Source organism: Polaromonas sp. P4_F4, assembly GCF_056401355.1.
This window is the reverse complement of the sequence record NZ_JBFUJO010000003.1, coordinates 14,132-31,296: the sequence shown is the minus strand read 5'-3', so window position 1 is coordinate 31,296 and position 17,165 is coordinate 14,132. Positions and strand designations below refer to the sequence as shown.

General features: G+C 62.4%; 13 protein-coding genes. 5 read left to right on the top strand and 8 right to left on the bottom strand.

The annotated features are described in order from the left end of the window. Positions 1-29 precede the first annotated feature (29 nt). The 5 genes from icmF to AC1DUR_RS04430 all read right to left on the bottom strand — a co-directional run bounded on the left by icmF (position 30) and on the right by AC1DUR_RS04430 (position 8,376). Positions 30-3,323 carry a fused isobutyryl-CoA mutase/GTPase IcmF gene (gene icmF, locus AC1DUR_RS04450; protein ID WP_477721346.1) on the bottom strand — a complete coding sequence of 1,098 codons (3,294 nt, stop codon included), beginning with the start codon at positions 3,321-3,323 and terminating at the stop codon, positions 30-32. A 202-nt stretch (positions 3,324-3,525) separates the two neighbouring features. Beyond that, a complete protein-coding gene (locus AC1DUR_RS04445; protein WP_477720162.1) occupies positions 3,526-5,484 on the bottom strand; it encodes a TRAP transporter large permease in 1,959 nt (652 codons plus the stop codon). A 2-nt stretch (positions 5,485-5,486) separates the two neighbouring features. Further along, the gene (locus AC1DUR_RS04440; protein ID WP_477720161.1) at positions 5,487-6,113 is read right to left on the bottom strand and encodes a TRAP transporter small permease subunit; all 627 of its coding nucleotides are present in this window, start codon (positions 6,111-6,113) and stop codon (positions 5,487-5,489) included. Positions 6,114-6,189: 76 nt separating this feature from the next. Then, positions 6,190-7,314, bottom strand: coding sequence for a TRAP transporter substrate-binding protein (locus AC1DUR_RS04435; protein ID WP_477720079.1), 1,125 nt, complete (start codon positions 7,312-7,314; stop codon positions 6,190-6,192). A gap of 132 nt (positions 7,315-7,446) precedes the next feature. After that, positions 7,447-8,376 carry a PPK2 family polyphosphate kinase gene (locus AC1DUR_RS04430; protein ID WP_477721345.1) on the bottom strand — a complete coding sequence of 310 codons (930 nt, stop codon included), beginning with the start codon at positions 8,374-8,376 and terminating at the stop codon, positions 7,447-7,449. A 214-nt stretch (positions 8,377-8,590) separates the two neighbouring features. Here AC1DUR_RS04430 and AC1DUR_RS04425 point away from each other — a divergent pair, with 214 nt between their 5' ends. Further along, the gene (locus tag AC1DUR_RS04425) at positions 8,591-9,034 is read left to right on the top strand and encodes a rhodanese-like domain-containing protein (RefSeq protein WP_477720077.1); all 444 of its coding nucleotides are present in this window, start codon (positions 8,591-8,593) and stop codon (positions 9,032-9,034) included. Positions 9,035-9,302: 268 nt separating this feature from the next. Further along, positions 9,303-10,556 carry an alpha-hydroxyketone-type quorum-sensing autoinducer synthase gene (cqsA, locus tag AC1DUR_RS04420; protein WP_477721344.1) on the top strand — a complete coding sequence of 418 codons (1,254 nt, stop codon included), beginning with the start codon at positions 9,303-9,305 and terminating at the stop codon, positions 10,554-10,556. A 159-nt stretch (positions 10,557-10,715) separates the two neighbouring features. On the opposite strand, the gene AC1DUR_RS04415 is transcribed toward cqsA, so the two are convergent. Beyond that, positions 10,716-11,702, bottom strand: a complete 987-nt coding sequence (locus AC1DUR_RS04415) for a response regulator (protein WP_477721343.1) — start codon at positions 11,700-11,702, stop codon at positions 10,716-10,718. A 39-nt stretch (positions 11,703-11,741) separates the two neighbouring features. Next, a complete protein-coding gene (locus AC1DUR_RS04410; protein ID WP_477721342.1) occupies positions 11,742-13,037 on the bottom strand; it encodes a sensor histidine kinase in 1,296 nt (431 codons plus the stop codon). A gap of 90 nt (positions 13,038-13,127) precedes the next feature. Between AC1DUR_RS04410 and AC1DUR_RS04405 the strand changes: the two genes are divergently transcribed. Further along, positions 13,128-13,796, top strand: a complete 669-nt coding sequence (locus AC1DUR_RS04405) for a helix-turn-helix transcriptional regulator (protein ID WP_477720073.1) — start codon at positions 13,128-13,130, stop codon at positions 13,794-13,796. Positions 13,797-13,889: 93 nt separating this feature from the next. After that, positions 13,890-14,657, top strand: a complete 768-nt coding sequence (locus AC1DUR_RS04400; protein ID WP_477720072.1) for a type III pantothenate kinase — start codon at positions 13,890-13,892, stop codon at positions 14,655-14,657. Positions 14,658-14,797: 140 nt separating this feature from the next. Here the strand turns inward: AC1DUR_RS04400 and AC1DUR_RS04395 are convergent, their stop codons facing one another. Further along, positions 14,798-16,438: a wax ester/triacylglycerol synthase family O-acyltransferase gene (locus AC1DUR_RS04395; RefSeq protein WP_477721341.1), complete on the bottom strand. Its 1,641-nt coding sequence runs from the start codon at positions 16,436-16,438 to the stop codon at positions 14,798-14,800. Positions 16,439-16,651: 213 nt separating this feature from the next. Here AC1DUR_RS04395 and AC1DUR_RS04390 point away from each other — a divergent pair, with 213 nt between their 5' ends. Next, positions 16,652-16,906 carry an acyl-CoA-binding protein gene (locus tag AC1DUR_RS04390; protein WP_477720070.1) on the top strand — a complete coding sequence of 85 codons (255 nt, stop codon included), beginning with the start codon at positions 16,652-16,654 and terminating at the stop codon, positions 16,904-16,906. Positions 16,907-17,165: the final 259 nt, after the last annotated feature.

Below are 17,165 nucleotides of genomic sequence, written 5' to 3'. Positions count from 1 at the left end.
CGAAAAAGCTTTTTGGAGCCTGCACCCGTTCACATATTCCGCCGGTACTGCCCACCCACCTCAAACAGCGCATTGGTGATCTGCCCCAGCGAGCAGACGCGCACGGCCTCCATCAGCACTTCGAACACGTTACGGTTTTCAATCACCGCTTTCTGCAGGCGCTTGAGCATGGCGGGTGATTCGCTGGCGTGGCGCTGCTGGAACTCTTCCAGCCGTTTGAGCTGGCTCTGTTTTTCCTCGTCGGTCGAGCGCGCCAGTTCCAGCTTGTCCTGCACGGCGTCGCCATGCGGGTTGCGGAAGGTGTTGACGCCGATGATGGGCAGCTCGCCGGTGTGCTTGAGCATCTCGTAGTGCATGGACTCGTCCTGGATGCGGCCGCGCTGGTAGCCGGTTTCCATGGCGCCCAGCACGCCGCCGCGCTCGGCGATGCGCTCGAATTCCAGCAGCACGGCCTCTTCCAGCAGTTCAGTGAGCTCTTCGATGATGAACGCGCCCTGTGAGGGGTTTTCGTTTTTCGCCAGGCCCCATTCGCGGTTGATGATGAGCTGGATGGCCATGGCGCGGCGCACCGACTCTTCGGTCGGCGTGGTGATGGCCTCGTCGAAGGCGTTGGTGTGCAGGCTGTTGCAATTGTCGTAAATCGCGATCAGTGCCTGCAGCGTGGTGCGGATGTCGTTGAACTGGATTTCCTGCGCATGCAGGCTGCGGCCCGAGGTCTGGATGTGGTATTTGAGCTTCTGGCTGCGCTCGTTGGCGCCGTACCGTTCCTTCATCGCCACGGCCCAGATGCGGCGCGCCACGCGGCCCATCACGGTGTACTCCGGGTCCATGCCGTTGCTGAAGAAAAAGCTCAGGTTGGGCGCGAAGTCGTCGATGTGCATGCCGCGCGCCAGGTAGGCTTCGACAAAGGTGAATCCGTTGGACAGCGTGAAGGCCAGCTGCGAAATCGGGTTGGCGCCGGCTTCGGCGATGTGGTAGCCGCTGATGGAGACGCTGTAGAAGTTGCGCACGTTGTGGTGCACGAAGTACTGCGCAATGTCGCCCATCACCTTCAGGCTGAACTCGGTCGAGAAGATGCAGGTGTTCTGGCCCTGGTCTTCCTTCAGGATGTCGGCCTGCACGGTGCCGCGCACATTGGCCAGCACCCATTCGCGAATCTTGGCCGCTTCGGTGTCGGTGGGCTCGCGGCCGTTGTCGGCCTTGAATTTCTCCAGGTTCTGGTCGATGGCGGTGTTCATGAACATCGCCAGGATGGTCGGCGCCGGGCCGTTGATGGTCATGCTCACGGAGGTGCTGGGGCTGCACAGGTCGAAGCCGCCGTAGAGCACCTTCATGTCGTCCAGCGTGGCAATGCTGACGCCGCTGTTGCCGACCTTGCCGTAGATGTCGGGGCGCACGGCGGGGTCGTTGCCGTACAGCGTGACCGAGTCAAAGGCGGTGGACAGGCGCTTGGCGGCCATGCCTTCGCTCAGCAGCTTGAAGCGTGTGTTCGTGCGGAAAGGGTCACCTTCGCCGGCAAACATGCGGGTCGGGTCCTCGCCCTCGCGCTTGAAGGCGAAGGTGCCGGCGGTGTAGGGATAGCTGCCGGGCACGTTGTCGAGCATCAGCCACTGCAGCGTCTCGCCGTGGTCTTCGTACTTGGGCAGGCAGACCTTGCGGATGGGGGTGCCCGAGAGCGATTTGGTGGTGAGCGCGGTGCGGATTTCCTTGTCGCGGATCTTCACCACGTATTCATCGCCGGCATAGGCTTTTTGCATGTCGGGCCATTGGCCGAGCAGGTGGCGGGCGTCGGCGTCCATGCTTGCCTTGCGCTGGCCTGCCAGGTCGAGCGCGGCCTCTGCGGCAGGCGCCCGCTCGGGTTTGTCGAGCTTGAGCATGGTGGCGGCGGCCTGCAGCTGCTGGACTTCGCGCGCCAGCCTGGCCTGCTCGCGCGCCCGTTTCTTGTAGCCGCGCACCGTGTCGCTGATTTCGGCCAGGTAGCGCGTACGGGCGGCGGGCACCACCGGCGTCTGGTTGGTGCTGTGGCGAACCTCCACCACCGGCAGGCCGCCCGGCTCGAGCGCAAGGCCCAGCGCGGCCAGCCGCGGCTTGAGCGCCTGGTACAGCGCGGTGACGCCGTCATCGTTGAAGCGTGCGGCCATGGTGCCAAAGACCGGCATCTGGTCGGCTGGCGTGGTCCAGGCTTCCTTGTTGCGCTGCACCTGCTTGGATACATCGCGCAGGGCATCGAGCGAGCCCTTGCGGTCGAACTTGTTGATGGCCACAAACTCGGAAAAGTCCAGCATGTCGATTTTCTCGAGCTGGCTGGCAGCGCCGAACTCGGGCGTCATCACGTACATGGGCACATCGACATGCGGCACGATGGCAGCGTCGCCCTGGCCAATGCCGGACGTTTCGACGACGATCAGGTCAAAGCCGGCGGCCTTGCAGGCGGCAATCACGTCTGGCAGGGCGGCAGAGATTTCACTGCCGAATTCGCGGGTGGCCAGCGACCGCATGAAGACGCGCGGTCCCTGGCTCCAGGGGTTGATGGCATTCATGCGGATGCGGTCGCCCAGCAGGGCACCGCCGCTCTTGCGGCGCGACGGGTCAATGCTGATGACGGCCACGCGCAGCTGGTCGTTCTGGTCCAGCCGCAAACGGCGAATCAACTCGTCGGTCAGGGATGACTTGCCCGCGCCGCCGGTGCCGGTGATGCCCAGTACCGGTATCTTTTTGGTAGCAGCTTGGGCTCGCAGGGCCTCAACCAGGGCCGGGTCGGCCTTGTCGTTTTCCAGCGCCGTGATGAGCTGCGCCAGCGCCCGCCAGTTCATCTCGCCATGGCCTTCTATGACATGGATGTCCTTGGGGGCAAGGCCGGTCAGGTCCTTGTCGCAGCGCATCACCATCTCGCCAATCATCCCTGCCAGCCCCATTTTCTGGCCATCCTCGGGGCTGTAGATGCGCGCCACGCCATAGGCATGCAGCTCGCGGATTTCGGGCGGAACGATCACGCCGCCGCCGCCGCCAAAGACCTGGATGTGCTGTCCGCCGCGGCTTCTCAGCAAATCGACCATGTACTTGAAATACTCCACATGCCCGCCCTGGTAGGAGCTGATGGCAATACCCTGTACGTCCTCCTGCAGGGCGGCCGTCACCACTTCGTCCACGCTGCGGTTGTGGCCGAGGTGAATGACCTCGGCGCCCATGCCTTGCAGGATGCGCCGCATGATGTTGATGGCAGCATCGTGACCGTCAAACAGCGACGCTGCCGTGACAAAACGCACCTTGTGCGTGGGGCGGTAACTGGCCAGTGCCTTGTATTCTGCGGACAGATCGGTCATGAGTTGTCTCCGGGGTTGGCGCATATCAGGCGCCGGTGATCTTGATTGAGCGTGATTGACGTTTACGTAAACGTCAATCTTACCGTTTCGCGGGATGCCGTCAAGTTTCGCCTTCACGGTGTACCCTGGACACGGGCCATGAAGAAGAAAAAAAGGGCGCTTGCGCGCCCTTGATTCCCGAACGGCCACTGTGGCCGGGTGCTTATCCACCATAAAGGTATTTCGGCAGCCAGAGTGTCAGCCCCGGCCAGATGTACATGAACACCATGCACAGGATCACGATGAGCATGTAAGGCATCATGCCCGCGAATATCTGGTTGATCGTCACATGCGAAGGTGACACCCCTTTCAGATAGAAGGCCGACATGGCCACCGGTGGCGACAGGAAGGCCGCCTGCAGGTTGACGAACACCAGTACACCCCACAGCATCGGGTCGATCTGGAAGTGTTGCAGGAGCGGCAGGAAGATCGGCACAAAAATGACGATGATCTCGGTCCACTCCAGCGGCCAGCCCAGCACGAAGATGATGGCTTGCGACAGCAGCAGGAACTGCATTGGCGACAGGTCCATGGACAGCACCCATGTCTCGACCAGGCGTTGGCCGCCCAGAATCGCAAACACGGCCGAGAACAACGCCGAGCCGACAAACAGCCAGCACACCATGGAGGTGGTCTTGGCGGTCAGGAACACCGCTTCCTTGATCTTCTGGAAAGTCAGCGACTTGGCCTGCCAGGCCATCAGGAAGGCGCCAGCCGCCCCCACCGCCGCCGATTCGGTGGCAGTGGTGATGCCGAACAGGATCACCCCCAGCACCACAAAGGTCAGAATTCCCAGCGGTGCGACCGAATGGATCAGCATGGAGACAATCTCATACTGCTCGGCGTCGAACTGCCAGTAGTAGTAGCCCAGCAATGCCAGCGTGATGACGCAGGTAATCAGGAAGCCGTAGTAAAACTCCTGGGGCACCGGCTCGGTTTTAGGTGCGTTGGTCGCTTCCCCGCTGCCCATGTCCTGCAGGGGTTCATCCTTTTCGACCTTGGCGTCGCGCGGCGCGGAGCCGGGCGGCTCCGCCACGTCGCCAGAGTCAGGAGGTGCCTGCAGGGCACCTTCAGCCGGCGGCTCCTGCACGGCTCCCGTATCCGCCGGTGGCTCCTGCAGACCCCCGGTTGCCTCAGGCACTTTGGGTACTTGTACTTCGGTGCCTGCGACCTTGGCCTTCTGCGCCAGCTGCACAGCCGCGACGGGCGCCGGCTCGTCGCCCTGTTGCGAGTAGATGGTCACATACCACCAGACCGAGCCCAAGGTGACTACAGCCAGAATGACCGGCCCCAAAGCGCGCATCAGGGCGGCCAGCAAGCGCCACCAGTTCAGGTTCACGCCCTCGACGCCTTTGCGTAAAGCCTTGGCGGGCGAGAGCACCGCCGCCAGCAGCGCGGGCAGCATGAAGCGCGAATAGCTGGACGAGATATGCGCGACCCAGGGCGAGATCGGGGCCTTCATCTGCTCCGGCGGCAGCTTGGGCGCAATTCTTGGGTTGATCATGCACCAGCCGATCACATAGATCAGGTACAGAAAGGCCAGAAAAAAGCCTGGAAACATGGCGGCTGCATACAGCTTGACGACCGACTGACCCGCCACGGCCGCATAGACGATGATCATCACCGAAGGCGGGATCAAAATACCCAGCGTGCCCCCGGCGGTGATCACACCCGCGGCCAGCCGCGTGTCATAGCCTGCGTTGAGCATGGGGCGCATGGCGATCACCCCCATCAACACCACCACGGCGCCGACCAGGCCGCTGGCGATACCCCAGAAGGTGCAGATCACCAGCGTGGTCACGGCCAGCGAACCGGGCAGCTTGCGAAACGCGAGTTGAACGCTGTGAAACATTTTGTCCACCAGCGCGCCACGTTCCATGACGTAGCCCATCAGCACGAACAGCGGAATCGACAGTAAAACGTCGTTGTTCATGGCGCCGAAGGCGCGCTGAACCATCAGGTCGAAAATCTTGTTGTCCAGCCAGGGCGTGGCCGGGTCGTAAAAGGCAACGAAGCCAAACATCATGCCCAGGCCCATGAGCGTGAACGCGGTGGGAAAACCCATCATGATCACGACCACGATCAGGCACAGCATGGTTAAACCGAGTGCGGCGTGGCTCATCATCAACCCTTCATTCCTTTGGATTTCTCGATGGCCAGCCGCTTGGCTTCCTCATCGACGTACTCGCTGCTCGCCAGCTGCTGCGCCACCACATCAGACTCCTGGGCATCCTGGAGTCGGGGCGTCCACTCGCCGGTTTTCAGGCAGACCAGGCAGCGGATGATTTCGGAGATACCCTGCATCAGCACCAGGGCGCCCGCCAGGGGAATCATGAATTTGAAGGGGTAAATCGGCAGGGGGTCTGCGTTGAAGGTTTGTTCGTGGATGGCCAGTGAATCCTGAAAGTAGGTCCAGCCGGACCAGGTCAGGGCGGCAATGCCGGGCAGGAAGAACAACACATAAAGTGCCAGATCGATACTGGCCTGGGTACGCGGCTTGAAGCTTCCGTAGAGGAAGTCGCCGCGCACATGGCCGTCCTGGGCTAGGGTGTAGGCGCCGCCCATCATGAACAGGGTGCCGTAAAGCATGTTGCTGGCGTCGAAGACCCAGGCGGTTGGCGCATTGAGCGCATAGCGTTTGAAGACTTCAGTGACCACCAGCAGCATCAGCACCACGATGAGCCAGGCAAAAGCCTTGCCCACCCAGGTGCTGATCTCGTCAGCCGTATGTAGAAGTGTTTGGACTTTCATCATTTTCTTTTTAAAAAAACAAACCAGCCACCCGGCATCCCAGTGTGGCTGGCATGGTCAGATGACCGGCGTGCTGTCAGGCCTTTTTGGCACCTTTGGCGAAAAAGTGGTTGTAAGCCATCTTGAAATCAACCATATAGTCGTTCTGCCACTGGCAGGCACGCTCGGCATAGGCGCGCTGCGACTCAATCACCTTCTTGAACAACGCGTTCTCGCCGCTCTTCTTCTCAACGATCTTGTCCCACGAAGCCAATTGGGCTTTGAGGATGGAGTCGGGCGTCTTGTAGAACTTGATGCCCTGCTTCTTGAGCTCAATATAGTCCTTGGAGTTGCGCTCGATTGCCTTCCAGCTCATGTCCGCGCTGGCGGCCTGCACCGCATAGTCAATGATGGACTTCAGATCTTGCGGCAGCGCGTTGTACTTGCCCTTGTTGAAGAGAATCTCGAACTGCTCGCCGCTCTGGTGAAAGCTTTGCAGCATGCAGTTCTTCACCACATCGGGGAAGCCCAGGAGGCGATCGGAGGTGGCGTTGTTGAACTCGGCGCCATCGATCAGGCCGCGATCCAGCGCCGGCACGATCTCGCTACCGGGCAACGGGTTAACGGCTGCGCCCATGTCGGTGTACATGTCAACCGCCAGGCCTACGGTACGGAACTTGACGCCCTTCATCTGCGAGACGTTGGAGACCGGCTTCTTGAACCAGCCGAAGGGTTGGGTGGGCATGGGGCCGTACAGGTAGGACACCACGTCCATGTTGAGCGACTTGTAGATTTCCTCCAGCAAGGCCTTGCCGCCGCCATAGTTGTGCCAGGCCAGGACCATGTTGGGGTCCATGCCGAAGGCCGGACCGGAGCCCCACAGCGCCAGGGCCGTGTTCTTGCCGTAGTGGTAAGCCACCACGCCGTGACCGCCGTCCAGCGTGCCCTTGTTGACGGCTTCCAGCAGCTGGAATGCAGGCACTACCGCACCGGAGGGGAGCACCTCGATCTTGAGTTTGCCGCTGGCCATGTCGTTGACTTTTTTCGCAAAGTCGTTGGCGAACTCATGAAAGATATCCTTCGCTGGCCAGGTGCTCTGGAAACGCAGCGTGGTGGTGGTTTGCGCGGTCGCCAGCATGGGGGCGGACATGGCACCAGCGCCGGCGGCCATTGCCGCGCCCTTGAGCAGGCTGCGGCGGCGAGGGGTTTTGGGATCGGTCATCGACGTGTCTCCTGTTGTAAAAACATTACCTACCTAAGCATCATTTGCCATTGATTGGCTGCGGGGAAGAGGGTTTTTACCGACAGTAAGCCCGTTGATTGCCTCTGATTAGGTTCAAAGTGCTTTCCGCTCTTACGGAGGGGTCGTCAGCTTTTTGTCAACCTTCAGATTTTTGAGCCCCGGAACGGGTGGCGGGAAGCGCAGGTTCAACTGCTGAAGGCTGTTGCGCACCAGTGTGGCGATCATGAGGTTGCGATGGGTTTTGGAGTCAGCCGGCACCACCGTCCACGGCGCCCACGGCGTGCTGGTGGCGTTCAACAGGTCCTGGTAGGCGCGCTGGTAAAGCTTCCACTGCTTGCGTACCTGCAAATCATCCATGCTGAACTTCCAGTGCTTGGTGGGGTCGTCAATGCGCTCCTGCAGCCGCTGGCCCTGTTCCTCAAAGCTGATGTGCAGCATGAATTTCAGGATCACCGTACCGGTTTCGCTGAGCATGCGTTCAAAGTCGTTGATGTGCTGATAGCGTTGCAATGTCTGCGCCGGCGTGATCCAGCGATTGACGGCCGGCACCAGCACGTCTTCGTAGTGGCTGCGGTTGAACAGCATCATCTCGCCGGCGCCCGGTGCCCTCTGGTGAATGCGCCACAGGTAGTCGTGCGCGCGCTCGTCTTCGGTGGGGGCTTTCCAGGAGGTCGTGTGCACGCCCAGGGGGCTGATGCGCCCGAACACGCCACGCAGCGTACCGTCCTTGCCGGAGGTATCGGTGCCCTGCAGGACCACCAGCAGCTTGTAGCGTTTGTCTGCATAGAACAGGTTCTGCAGTTCGTCGAGCTCCAGGGCCAGGGCTTCGACCGCTGCCTTGTCGCGCTGTTTGTCCCCGCTGGAAAAAGGCTGGGCCGACGGGTCGAAGTCGGCCATGCCACTACCCCTGGCTCTCCTGGCTGGCTTGGCCTTCTTGCCATCCGCTGTCGCGCCTGCCACGGGCGACTGCCATTGGGCCATGATTTGAGCCAGGGACTTGGGTGTCACGCGGGAGTTGGCACGGGGGTGGGTCGGGGGCATCATGGTCTCCGGTGGTAGCGGTGGTCGTTTGGCGTGAACCTGATTCTGCATCGTGTCCGGCGTTCATGCCGCATCCGCCGGTGCATTTCACCCCGTCACCTATGCGGTTGGCGCGGGGAGAATAAACTTGATTTGAATCCTCGCCCAGCCTGGCATCCTGCCTGGGCGGGCCGTGCAGAATAGATCAATAGACATAAAACACAGGAGTTCCGCCATGAATACCGTTGCCGCATCGAATGCTTCCACGTCACCTCAGGTCCGGCCCGCGTCGGGCTATGCCGGCGATATTCCGGTGCAGCTTGCCTATCAATGGATGCAGTCGGGCGAAGCGGTCCTGGTGGATGTGCGCACCGACGCCGAGCGCGAATGGGTGGGCTACGTGCCGGGCGCCATTGCCCTGGCCTGGAAACAGTGGCCCGGCATGGCCATGAATCCCCACTTCGACGAAGGTCTGAAAAGCGCGGTGTCGGCCGGCAAGAAAGCCGTGCTGCTGTGCCGCAGCGGCGTGCGTTCCATCGCTGCCGCGAAACGGGCGACCGAGTTGGGCATAGAGGCCTACAACATCCTGGAAGGCTTTGAGGGTGATGCCGATGAACAGGCGCAGCGCGGTCGAAAGGGCGGTTGGCGATTTCGGGGTTTGCCCTGGCGGCAAAACTGAGCGGGCATGCCGGGCGCGTTGCGAAGAATGTGAAAGAGCGTGAAGGAGTGCGCAAAAGGGCCTGGAAAGCGTGGCGCAAGCACAACTTTTTGTGACACAAATTGCAGGAGTGAGGGGCCTGGTCTCTGTCCGACTGTAGGTCGATAGTTAACAAAAAGCCAACTGAACGGCCAGTCTGGGGCCGTACCCTGTCAGTTCTGACAGGGGAGGGGACGTATCCATTTGTGATAGCGCTTTCAATGGGGTTTCTTTACCAAGGAGCGACCCCATGCAAGTTCTTGAACGCAAGCCAGACCTTTCCCCCAAGATCTATCGTGAACCACCGCTGCTGCCGGGCCTGCGCGAGCGTCTGGACAAGCAGTTCATGCCGCACTGGAACACGCAGTGGGGCGGCAAGTGCATTCTGCACGGACGCAACCCGGGACCCGACTCCATTCGGCTCGATGGCAACGATTACCTCAACATCTCCGGGCACCCCGAGATCGTCAGCGCGCAGATTGCCACTTTGCGCCGCGACAACGACAGCGTGATCCAGTCGGGCGCCTTCCTGCTCGATGCGCATCCTTCCCGCCGGCTGGAGGCCTCCATGGCCGCGTGGATTGGCAAGGAGGATGGCTTCATCTGCCAGTCCGGCTATGCCGCGAACGTCGGTTTGCTGCAGGCCATCGCCGACGAGAAGACGCCGGTTTATCTTGACACCCTGGCCCATACCTCGCTGTGGGAGGGCGTGCGTGCCGCGCGTGCGCCGGCCCATCCGTTTCGTCACAACGACCCGGCCCACCTCTCGCGCATGATTGCCCGCAACGGGCCTGGCGTGGTGGTGGTGGATTCGGTGTACAGCACCACAGGCGCCCTGTGCCCGCTGGTGGAAATGGTGGAAGTGGCAGAGGAGCATGGCTGCACCATCCTCGTTGACGAGTCGCATTCGCTGGGCACCCACGGCCCGCAGGGGGCCGGCCTGTGCGCCGAACTCGGGCTGGTGGACCGCGTGCATTTCATCACCGCCAGCCTGGCCAAGGCCTTTGCGGGGCGGGCCGGCTTTTTCACGGTGCCGGCGGAGTTGCGCTACTACGTGCTGCACCACAGCTATCCGAATATCTTCAGCTCTTGCCTGCTGCCCCATGAAATCGCCGGACTGGCGGCCACGCTGGATGTCATTCGCGCCAGTGACGAGGCGCGCGAGCGCTTGCACATCAACACGCAGCGCCTGCGTGCCAGCTTGTCGGACATGGGCTACCCGATTCACCAAGGCAGCCAGCAGATCATTTCGCTGGAGGCCGGGACCGAGCCGGACACCATGGTGCTGCGCGACCGGCTCGAGGAGCGCCAGCTGTTCGGTGCCATCTTCTGTGCGCCGGCCACCAGCCGCAACCGCGCCATGGTCAGGCTGACGCTCAATGCCGGCCTGACAAGCTCGGAGCTGGACCGGATCGAGACGGTTGCGCGGGAAGTGGCGCCGCTCGTCAAACCCTGGGACTGGCCGATTGCGCGGCGTGCGCGCGCCGGCCAGGCTGAAATCTAGTACGCCGACCCAGAAATATCGAAACATGAAAGCGCGCCTTCGAACCCATGCCGTCGTTGCAAATCCTCGCCATGGCTACGGCTATGTCTGCGGTTTGCGCCTTGGCCTGGGTCCGAATCCATCGCTTTCATTGTGTTCCGATACCTCTGTGTCAAAGTACTAGTCCAGCAGTTTTCTCTCGCCCCGGGTCGCTATGAAGCGCTCATGGCTGTTCATGAACCCCGGGCTGAGGGCGTCGTCGACCGAAAAAAGAGCGGCGTACAGCAGGGGCGGCTCGGAAGCGATGGCAAATGCCTGGCGGGGCTGGGGTGGCTGGCTGGCGCCCAGCGCCAGTTGCAACTCGAGGTCGATGAGTTTTTTTCCGGTCCGGATGTCCTGGACCGTCGGCGCGTCCCAGCCCTGGGATTCAGCCATTTCCGCGAGTTCCGGCAGGTTTTCGGCCGGCTCCAGCTGCAGCCAGCTCACACGGCCTTTGGCGTCCAGCGCGAGCACGCCAAAAGGCGCGCCGATCACGACGTGTTCCACCCAGCCTTGCCTGAGCACCAGGCTTTCCAGCTCCTGGGCGATGGACGGGGTGCACAGCAGCGCGTGTTGCTCACGCGTCAGGGTGGCGCGCCAGGTCTGCTGGTGCCGTGGATCGGGAAGGCGGCGCAGGCCCTGGATGGCGTCGGTCAGGCGCAGGCGGATGCCGGGGGCCTGTTTGGGGATGAACTGCTCGATCAGCCCGCGATTGAATGCCGATACGGCCAGTTGCTCATCCGCCCGGCCGGTGAGCAGCACGCGTGCGCCCGACCAGCCGTTCAGCTCGCTCAAAACGCGCAGTCCACTCATGGCCGGCATGGAATAGTCCACCACGCATACCCGTGTGAAGGCAAAGCGTGCCGTGCCGTCCTCACGCCAGTACTGCAGGATTTGTGGAAGCAGTGCGGCGCCCTCGCGCCAGCGGTTGATGATTTCCTGCTGGCGCCATGCGTCCGCTTCCCACAGGGGGGGCTCCTGCATCAGCGTGTCGATGCAGCCCACCGGCCGCAGGAACAGCTGCACGTGCCAGTCAGGGGGCATGACCTCCGCCAGCATTTCGAGGTAGTCCGGATCATCATCCAGAAAGACAACGCCGCCCGGGCGGCGATAGAGTGAAAAGGTCATGGTTGTCGGGTTTCTTGGGTTGTCAAATTCAGCCCTGTGCTAGCTGCTTGCCAGGGGCAACTCAATGGTAAAGATCGCGCCGACGGCAAACTCTGATTTCACGTGAATCTTGCCGCCTGCACTTTGCACCACCTGTTGGCAAAAAGCCAGCCCAAGGCCATGGCCGGTGCCGCGGTTGCTGGAGAAAAAAGGTTTGAATATCTTGGCCTGCAAGGCGGAGTCGATCCCCATGCCATCATCGGCAACCACGATGCGGCCGCGGTTGCGCGCCACGCCGACCTCGATGCGCAGCGCGCCTGGGGGGTATTTCGAGTCGGCCGCCATCAGGGAGTGCAGCGCATTCTTGATCATGTTGTCAAGCACCTGGGAAAACTGCGTGAAGGAAGCGCGGAACTCGAAGTCGGTGCGGATGAGTACCTGCACGCATTCCCGCTGGCGCGTGGACTGGTAGGGGTAGTTGCTGGTGACCTCGTTGACCAGTTTGCTGGCCAGAATGCGCTGTTCGTAGCGCGGCAGCTGCAGCAATTTGGCATTGGCAATCTGGGTGTCGATCTGGTGGTTCATGTGACGCACCAGGCCGTGCAGGCGCACCGCCAGCTTTTCGAATTGCTGTGCCCTCGGGTGATCCGGCTGGCGCTCAATTTCCAGCTGGATCGCGTCCCCGATCAGCGCTGCCGTTGAAAGCGGCGTGCGCAGCTCATGCGCCATGATGCCGATGGTCGTCAGTGTGTGGGCCAGGTGCTCACGCCGCAGGTTGGCCGACGACAGCCCGAGCAGCATGGCGCAGCCCCAGCTGAAGGCGATCACCACGGCGTCGACGGCGCCGAGGTTGGCGAGGCCAGCAAGGGGAGCGCCCAGGTGGGGCAGCCAGCTGAGCAGGCCCCAGGCCACCAGCGCGCCGGTCACGGTCCCCACGGTGGCGATGCGCCAGTCGGTCAGGTGGTAATAAATCAGGATCATCGCGCACATGCTCGACAGCCAGACCATGCCGCCGGCATTGTTGAGGTACATCCAGCTGAAGAAGAAGGGAAGTTCAATCCAGGTGATCACCGGAACGATCACGCGCGTGACCGGACTGGAAAGATCGCTGATCACCGGCGGAAGCATCAGGACCCCGCCCAGCGCGCTCATCACGCCGCGCAGCCAGGCGTTTTCGTAAGGCTGAATCAACCAGCTGGACCAGATCCAGCCAAACAGCGGATTGCCGAGCAGCAGCGACAGGCCGAGCAGGCGCAGCCGCCACGGCGATGGGTGCAGAATCGGCTCCAGGGGCGAGGGTACCCCGTGCGCAATAAGATGCCGGGAAAGCCATGGTGGGACACGAGATTTTCTCAAGTGCAGAAGATCTCCGGCGAAACTTGTGAGCTGACCAGGAATGCGTTTGGCATTTGCCTGTATTGTCCCTGTTTTGTTTTAGGCAAGCGAATGCAACTACCTGCTAACTTTGACAGTGTCAACCTGGACGGCGTGATCAGCGACTGGCTGTGTGCCCTGCGCGAGTTTTCGGTGGAGGCCCTGATGGTGCTGGGTCCGGATCCCTTTGGCGGCCAGGAGGATAGGCTGGTGCTGGCTTTGCATCCGCCGCGCCTGCTGGATGCGGCCGAGGCGCTGGCGGAGAGCCGGGACTTCGGTGCGCCCTGGCGGGACTCCGATGCCCCGCTCGTGGCCTGGCAGGATATTTCAAGGTCCGCCTTCGAAAACCTGGGCCGCTGGCGCAGGCTCTGGCTGGGCCATGGCTACCAGAGCGTCGTGCGCATCGCGTTTCCGCTGACCGTGGGGCGCGCGTTCGAATGCTATCTTTTCAGCCCGCGCCAGTGGCATGACCGCAGCGAAGCCGCGTTGCTTGCCTGGTCGGCACTCAATATCTGGCCTTTGCTCAAGCGCGTGCTGGCCGAGGCGCGCAGTCCCCTGAGTCCGCGCGAGCTGGAATGCCTGAGTCTGGCCTTTCAGGGCAGGACGGCGCGCGAAAGCGGCGACATCCTCGTTTGCAGCGAACGCACCGTGAACTTTCACCTCTCCAATGCGATGGCCAAGCTCAAGGTCGACAACAAGCTGGCGGCCATTCAGCGCGCCTGCTGGTTTGGCCTGATTTGAGGTCGCATCCCGGCAAGATGCCTGGAGCCTACTGGTAAACCCTTTGACCTACAGTCGGCCGGGGTGCGGCAAATCTGTTCATAATCCAGCCAAATGACCTTTCTTGCGCTTGACGTGGGCAACACCCGCCTGAAATGGGCCCAGTACGAGGCCCCTGCCGTCGGCGCCAGACTGCTGGCGCACGGGGCGGTGTTTCTGGAAAACATCGACAGGCTCGCCGAGGAGGAATGGAGCGAGATGCCCCCGCCGACGCGGATTCTCGGCTGCATTGTGGCCGGCGACGCGATCAAGCGCCGCGTGACCGAGCAGATGGAACTGTGGGATGTGGCGCCGCGCTGGGTGGTGTCGAGCCCGCAGGAGGCGGGCCTGATCAACGGCTACGAGCATCCGGCGCGGCTGGGCGCTGACCGCTGGGTGGCCATGATCGGTGCGCACCATCGTTTGCTGGCACGCGGCGTCAGCAAGCCCTGCATCGTGGTCATGGTCGGCACGGCCGTGACGGTCGAAGCCATAGACGCCTCCGGCAAATTTCTCGGCGGCATCATCCTGCCCGGCCACGGCATCATGCTGCGGGCGCTCGAGTCCGGTACAGCCGGCCTGCATGTGCCGACCGGCGAAGTTCGTGACTTTCCCACCAACACCAGTGACGCGCTGACCAGCGGCGGAACCTTTGCGATCGCCGGCGCCGTGCAGCGCATGGTGGAAAACATCACGCGCCATTGCGGCGAGCCACCCGAGTGCATCATGACCGGCGGCGCAGGCTGGAAGATGGCGCCCAGCATGTCCGTCAAGTACGAACTCGTGGACAGCCTGATTTTTGATGGCTTGCTGGAAATCGCCTCGCGCCGCTTCGCCCCCTGATTCCGTTCCCAATTCCACGCGATATGTCGTTGCGGCCCCTTGCCGTGCTAAAGCACTGTCTGCGGGGCCGCGTCTAATCTCGCGCGGAATTGGAAACGGAATGAGCGGCCTGCGCAGCTGCCGTTACAAGTCAAAATCCGTCACTCGCCCCAGGGCAGCATCAGCGTCACGATGGACAGCTTGGCAAACTCCGGCACAAACTCGTCAATGATGCGCTGCGGCTCGGGGCACAGCAGGCTGTCGGTGATCACGCCAAACTGCACACCGCCGCCGTAGCTGAGGATGGACACCCCCAGCCCCACGTCGCCCGACTGCGGCACCCAGAACATGCTTTGCTCCAGCGTGGCGCCGCAGAACTTGAGCTTTTCGCGCGGCCCCGGCACGTTGGTCATCACGGCCGTCGTTTTTTTGGAAAACAGGTTGAGCATCATGTCCTGCGCGGGCTTGATCAGCAGGCCCGCCACGGCCAGCAGGCTGAAGGCCAGCAGCGGCTGGTAGCTGCCCTTCAGCGCTGCCATGCGGCGGCGCACTTCGTACACGCGCTCGACCGGGTTGTCCATGCCGATGGGGAGCACCAGCGGTACCAGGCCAAAGCGGTTGCCAAGCTTGTGGGCCTGCTCCATGGGGCGCAGGTTCACTGGCACCATGGCGCGGATTTCCTGGCCCGCCACATCGTCGCCGCAGGACTTGAGGTATTCACCAAGCGCACCCGCCACGCAGCTGAGCAGCACATCGTTGATGGAGCAGTTGAGCGCCTTGCCGACGGCCTTGACCTCGTCCAGCGGGATCGGCTGGCACCAGGCCACCTTCTTGGCGCCGCCGGGCTTGCCCTTGAGGCGGGTTTTGGCGTCGTCCGGCATCAGGGCCAGCGCGGCCGAGTCCGAGATCAGCTGGAGCAGCACCCTGGCCATGTCGAGCGAGCCGCTCATGCCTTTTTCCAGACCCTGCGCCATGCCCTTTTTCGGATCGCCCAGCAGGCCCAGCGAGCGGGCCGCCCCTTCACCGACGGCGCCCAGCGCCTTGACGGTGATGTCGGTGAAGGGCTTGAGCAGGGTGTCGGTGATCCAGTCTTCCGCGCTGCCGGTGCCGGCCGCCTTCTGGCGGCGCTCGGGCGGCGGTGCGCCGCCATCGACCATCGACATGGTCACCGAGATCAGCGCAATGCCGTCGGCAATGCAGTGGTGTATGCGCACGATCATGGCGCTGCCCTTCACGCCATCCGCACCCAGGTAGTCCTCGATCAGATGGATCTGCCAGAGCGGGCGCTTGCGGTCCAGCGGCTGCGTCGCGAGCTCGGCCACGCGGTCCTGCAGCGCTTCCTGCTGGTGGCCCTGCGCGGTGCTGGCGGATGGCGGCAGCTTTTCCAGCACCACATGCCTGGCGAGGTCAAAGTTCCGGTCGTTCACCCAGGTGGCGCCCGCCGCATCCTCGACCACGCGTTGCCGGAAGCGGTCGTACTTGAGCAGGCTGCCCTCAATGCGCTCGCACACCGCGGCGTATTTGACGCCCGGCGCCAGCTGCCACACGCCGACAATCATCATGAGGTTGGCGGCGCTGTCCATGCGCAGCCAGGCGGTGTCGATCTTGCTCATGCGTTCACCCGACAAACCCAGCGTGCCGGAGACGGCCCGTCTGATATTGGTCTGAAGGTTTTTCTGAACGCTTCCAGCGCCTCCCTGAGCGCTTCCCTGAACGTCTTCCCGGGCACTGTCCTGAACCCTTGCTGCCACTTTCTGGGCGGCTTTCCTGCCAGTAGCCTGGGCGGTAACTCGTGTGACCATGTACTTTTCCAAAATGAATAAATCGGGCGAGCTTGCCAAATTTCCGCCGGGCCGTCACAAGAAAAATCAGCCTCCCTCGGAGGGCAGCGCATGACACGCGGTGAAAAGCGTGGAGGCAAGCCTCTATTTTGCGGGCAAGCGTGTGGCTAAGATACCGGGCAGTTACCCCAAGCACCATCTTTGGTGCCCCACTTCTAAAAACGGAGCACGCTTATGTCAGACCTGAAAGCCGCCTTTGAGAAGGCCATGGCCGATTCGAAAAACCTCAGCGAGCGTCCCGACAACGCCACGCTGCTGAAAATCTACGCCCTCTACAAGCAGGGCAGCGCGGGCGACAACACCGAGAAGAAGCCGGGCTTCGGCGACATGGTGGCCCGGGCCAAGTGGGACGCCTGGAACAGCCTCAAGGGAGCCTCGCAGGACGACGCGATGCAGCAGTACATCGACCTGATTGCCGAGCTGAGCTAAGCCCAATACGGTTCAGTGAGAACGCCGCGTGCAGTGCCGATCATCTCCTTCCCCCGCTGGGGGAAGGCCGGGATGGGGGCTCACGGCGTGGGCGTCGGACCACTGTGCTTGGCTGGTCGCCGCTGGCCCCCACCCCAGCCCTCCCCCGGAAGGGGAGGGAGTTTTACGGGTCCTTATGCCTCGAGAGCTACACGCAGTGAGCGAGCGTGGGGGTTCTTCATCCCAGCAGGGGCCGCGGGACTGGCTTTGCCAGACCGCA

Coding starts and splice junctions, on each gene's coding strand:
- AC1DUR_RS04415 (WP_477721343.1), bottom strand. CDS start 11,702: ATGACCTTTTCACTCTATCGCCGCCCGGGCGGCGTTGTCTTTCTGGAT.
- AC1DUR_RS04405 (WP_477720073.1), top strand. CDS start 13,128: ATGCAACTACCTGCTAACTTTGACAGTGTCAACCTGGACGGCGTGATC.
- AC1DUR_RS04440 (WP_477720161.1), bottom strand. CDS start 6,113: ATGAAAGTCCAAACACTTCTACATACGGCTGACGAGATCAGCACCTGG.
- AC1DUR_RS04435 (WP_477720079.1), bottom strand. CDS start 7,314: ATGACCGATCCCAAAACCCCTCGCCGCCGCAGCCTGCTCAAGGGCGCG.
- AC1DUR_RS04395 (WP_477721341.1), bottom strand. CDS start 16,438: ATGGTCACACGAGTTACCGCCCAGGCTACTGGCAGGAAAGCCGCCCAG.
- cqsA (WP_477721344.1), top strand. CDS start 9,303: ATGCAAGTTCTTGAACGCAAGCCAGACCTTTCCCCCAAGATCTATCGT.
- AC1DUR_RS04390 (WP_477720070.1), top strand. CDS start 16,652: ATGTCAGACCTGAAAGCCGCCTTTGAGAAGGCCATGGCCGATTCGAAA.
- AC1DUR_RS04445 (WP_477720162.1), bottom strand. CDS start 5,484: ATGAGCCACGCCGCACTCGGTTTAACCATGCTGTGCCTGATCGTGGTC.
- icmF (WP_477721346.1), bottom strand. CDS start 3,323: ATGACCGATCTGTCCGCAGAATACAAGGCACTGGCCAGTTACCGCCCC.
- AC1DUR_RS04400 (WP_477720072.1), top strand. CDS start 13,890: ATGACCTTTCTTGCGCTTGACGTGGGCAACACCCGCCTGAAATGGGCC.
- AC1DUR_RS04425 (WP_477720077.1), top strand. CDS start 8,591: ATGAATACCGTTGCCGCATCGAATGCTTCCACGTCACCTCAGGTCCGG.
- AC1DUR_RS04430 (WP_477721345.1), bottom strand. CDS start 8,376: ATGCCCCCGACCCACCCCCGTGCCAACTCCCGCGTGACACCCAAGTCC.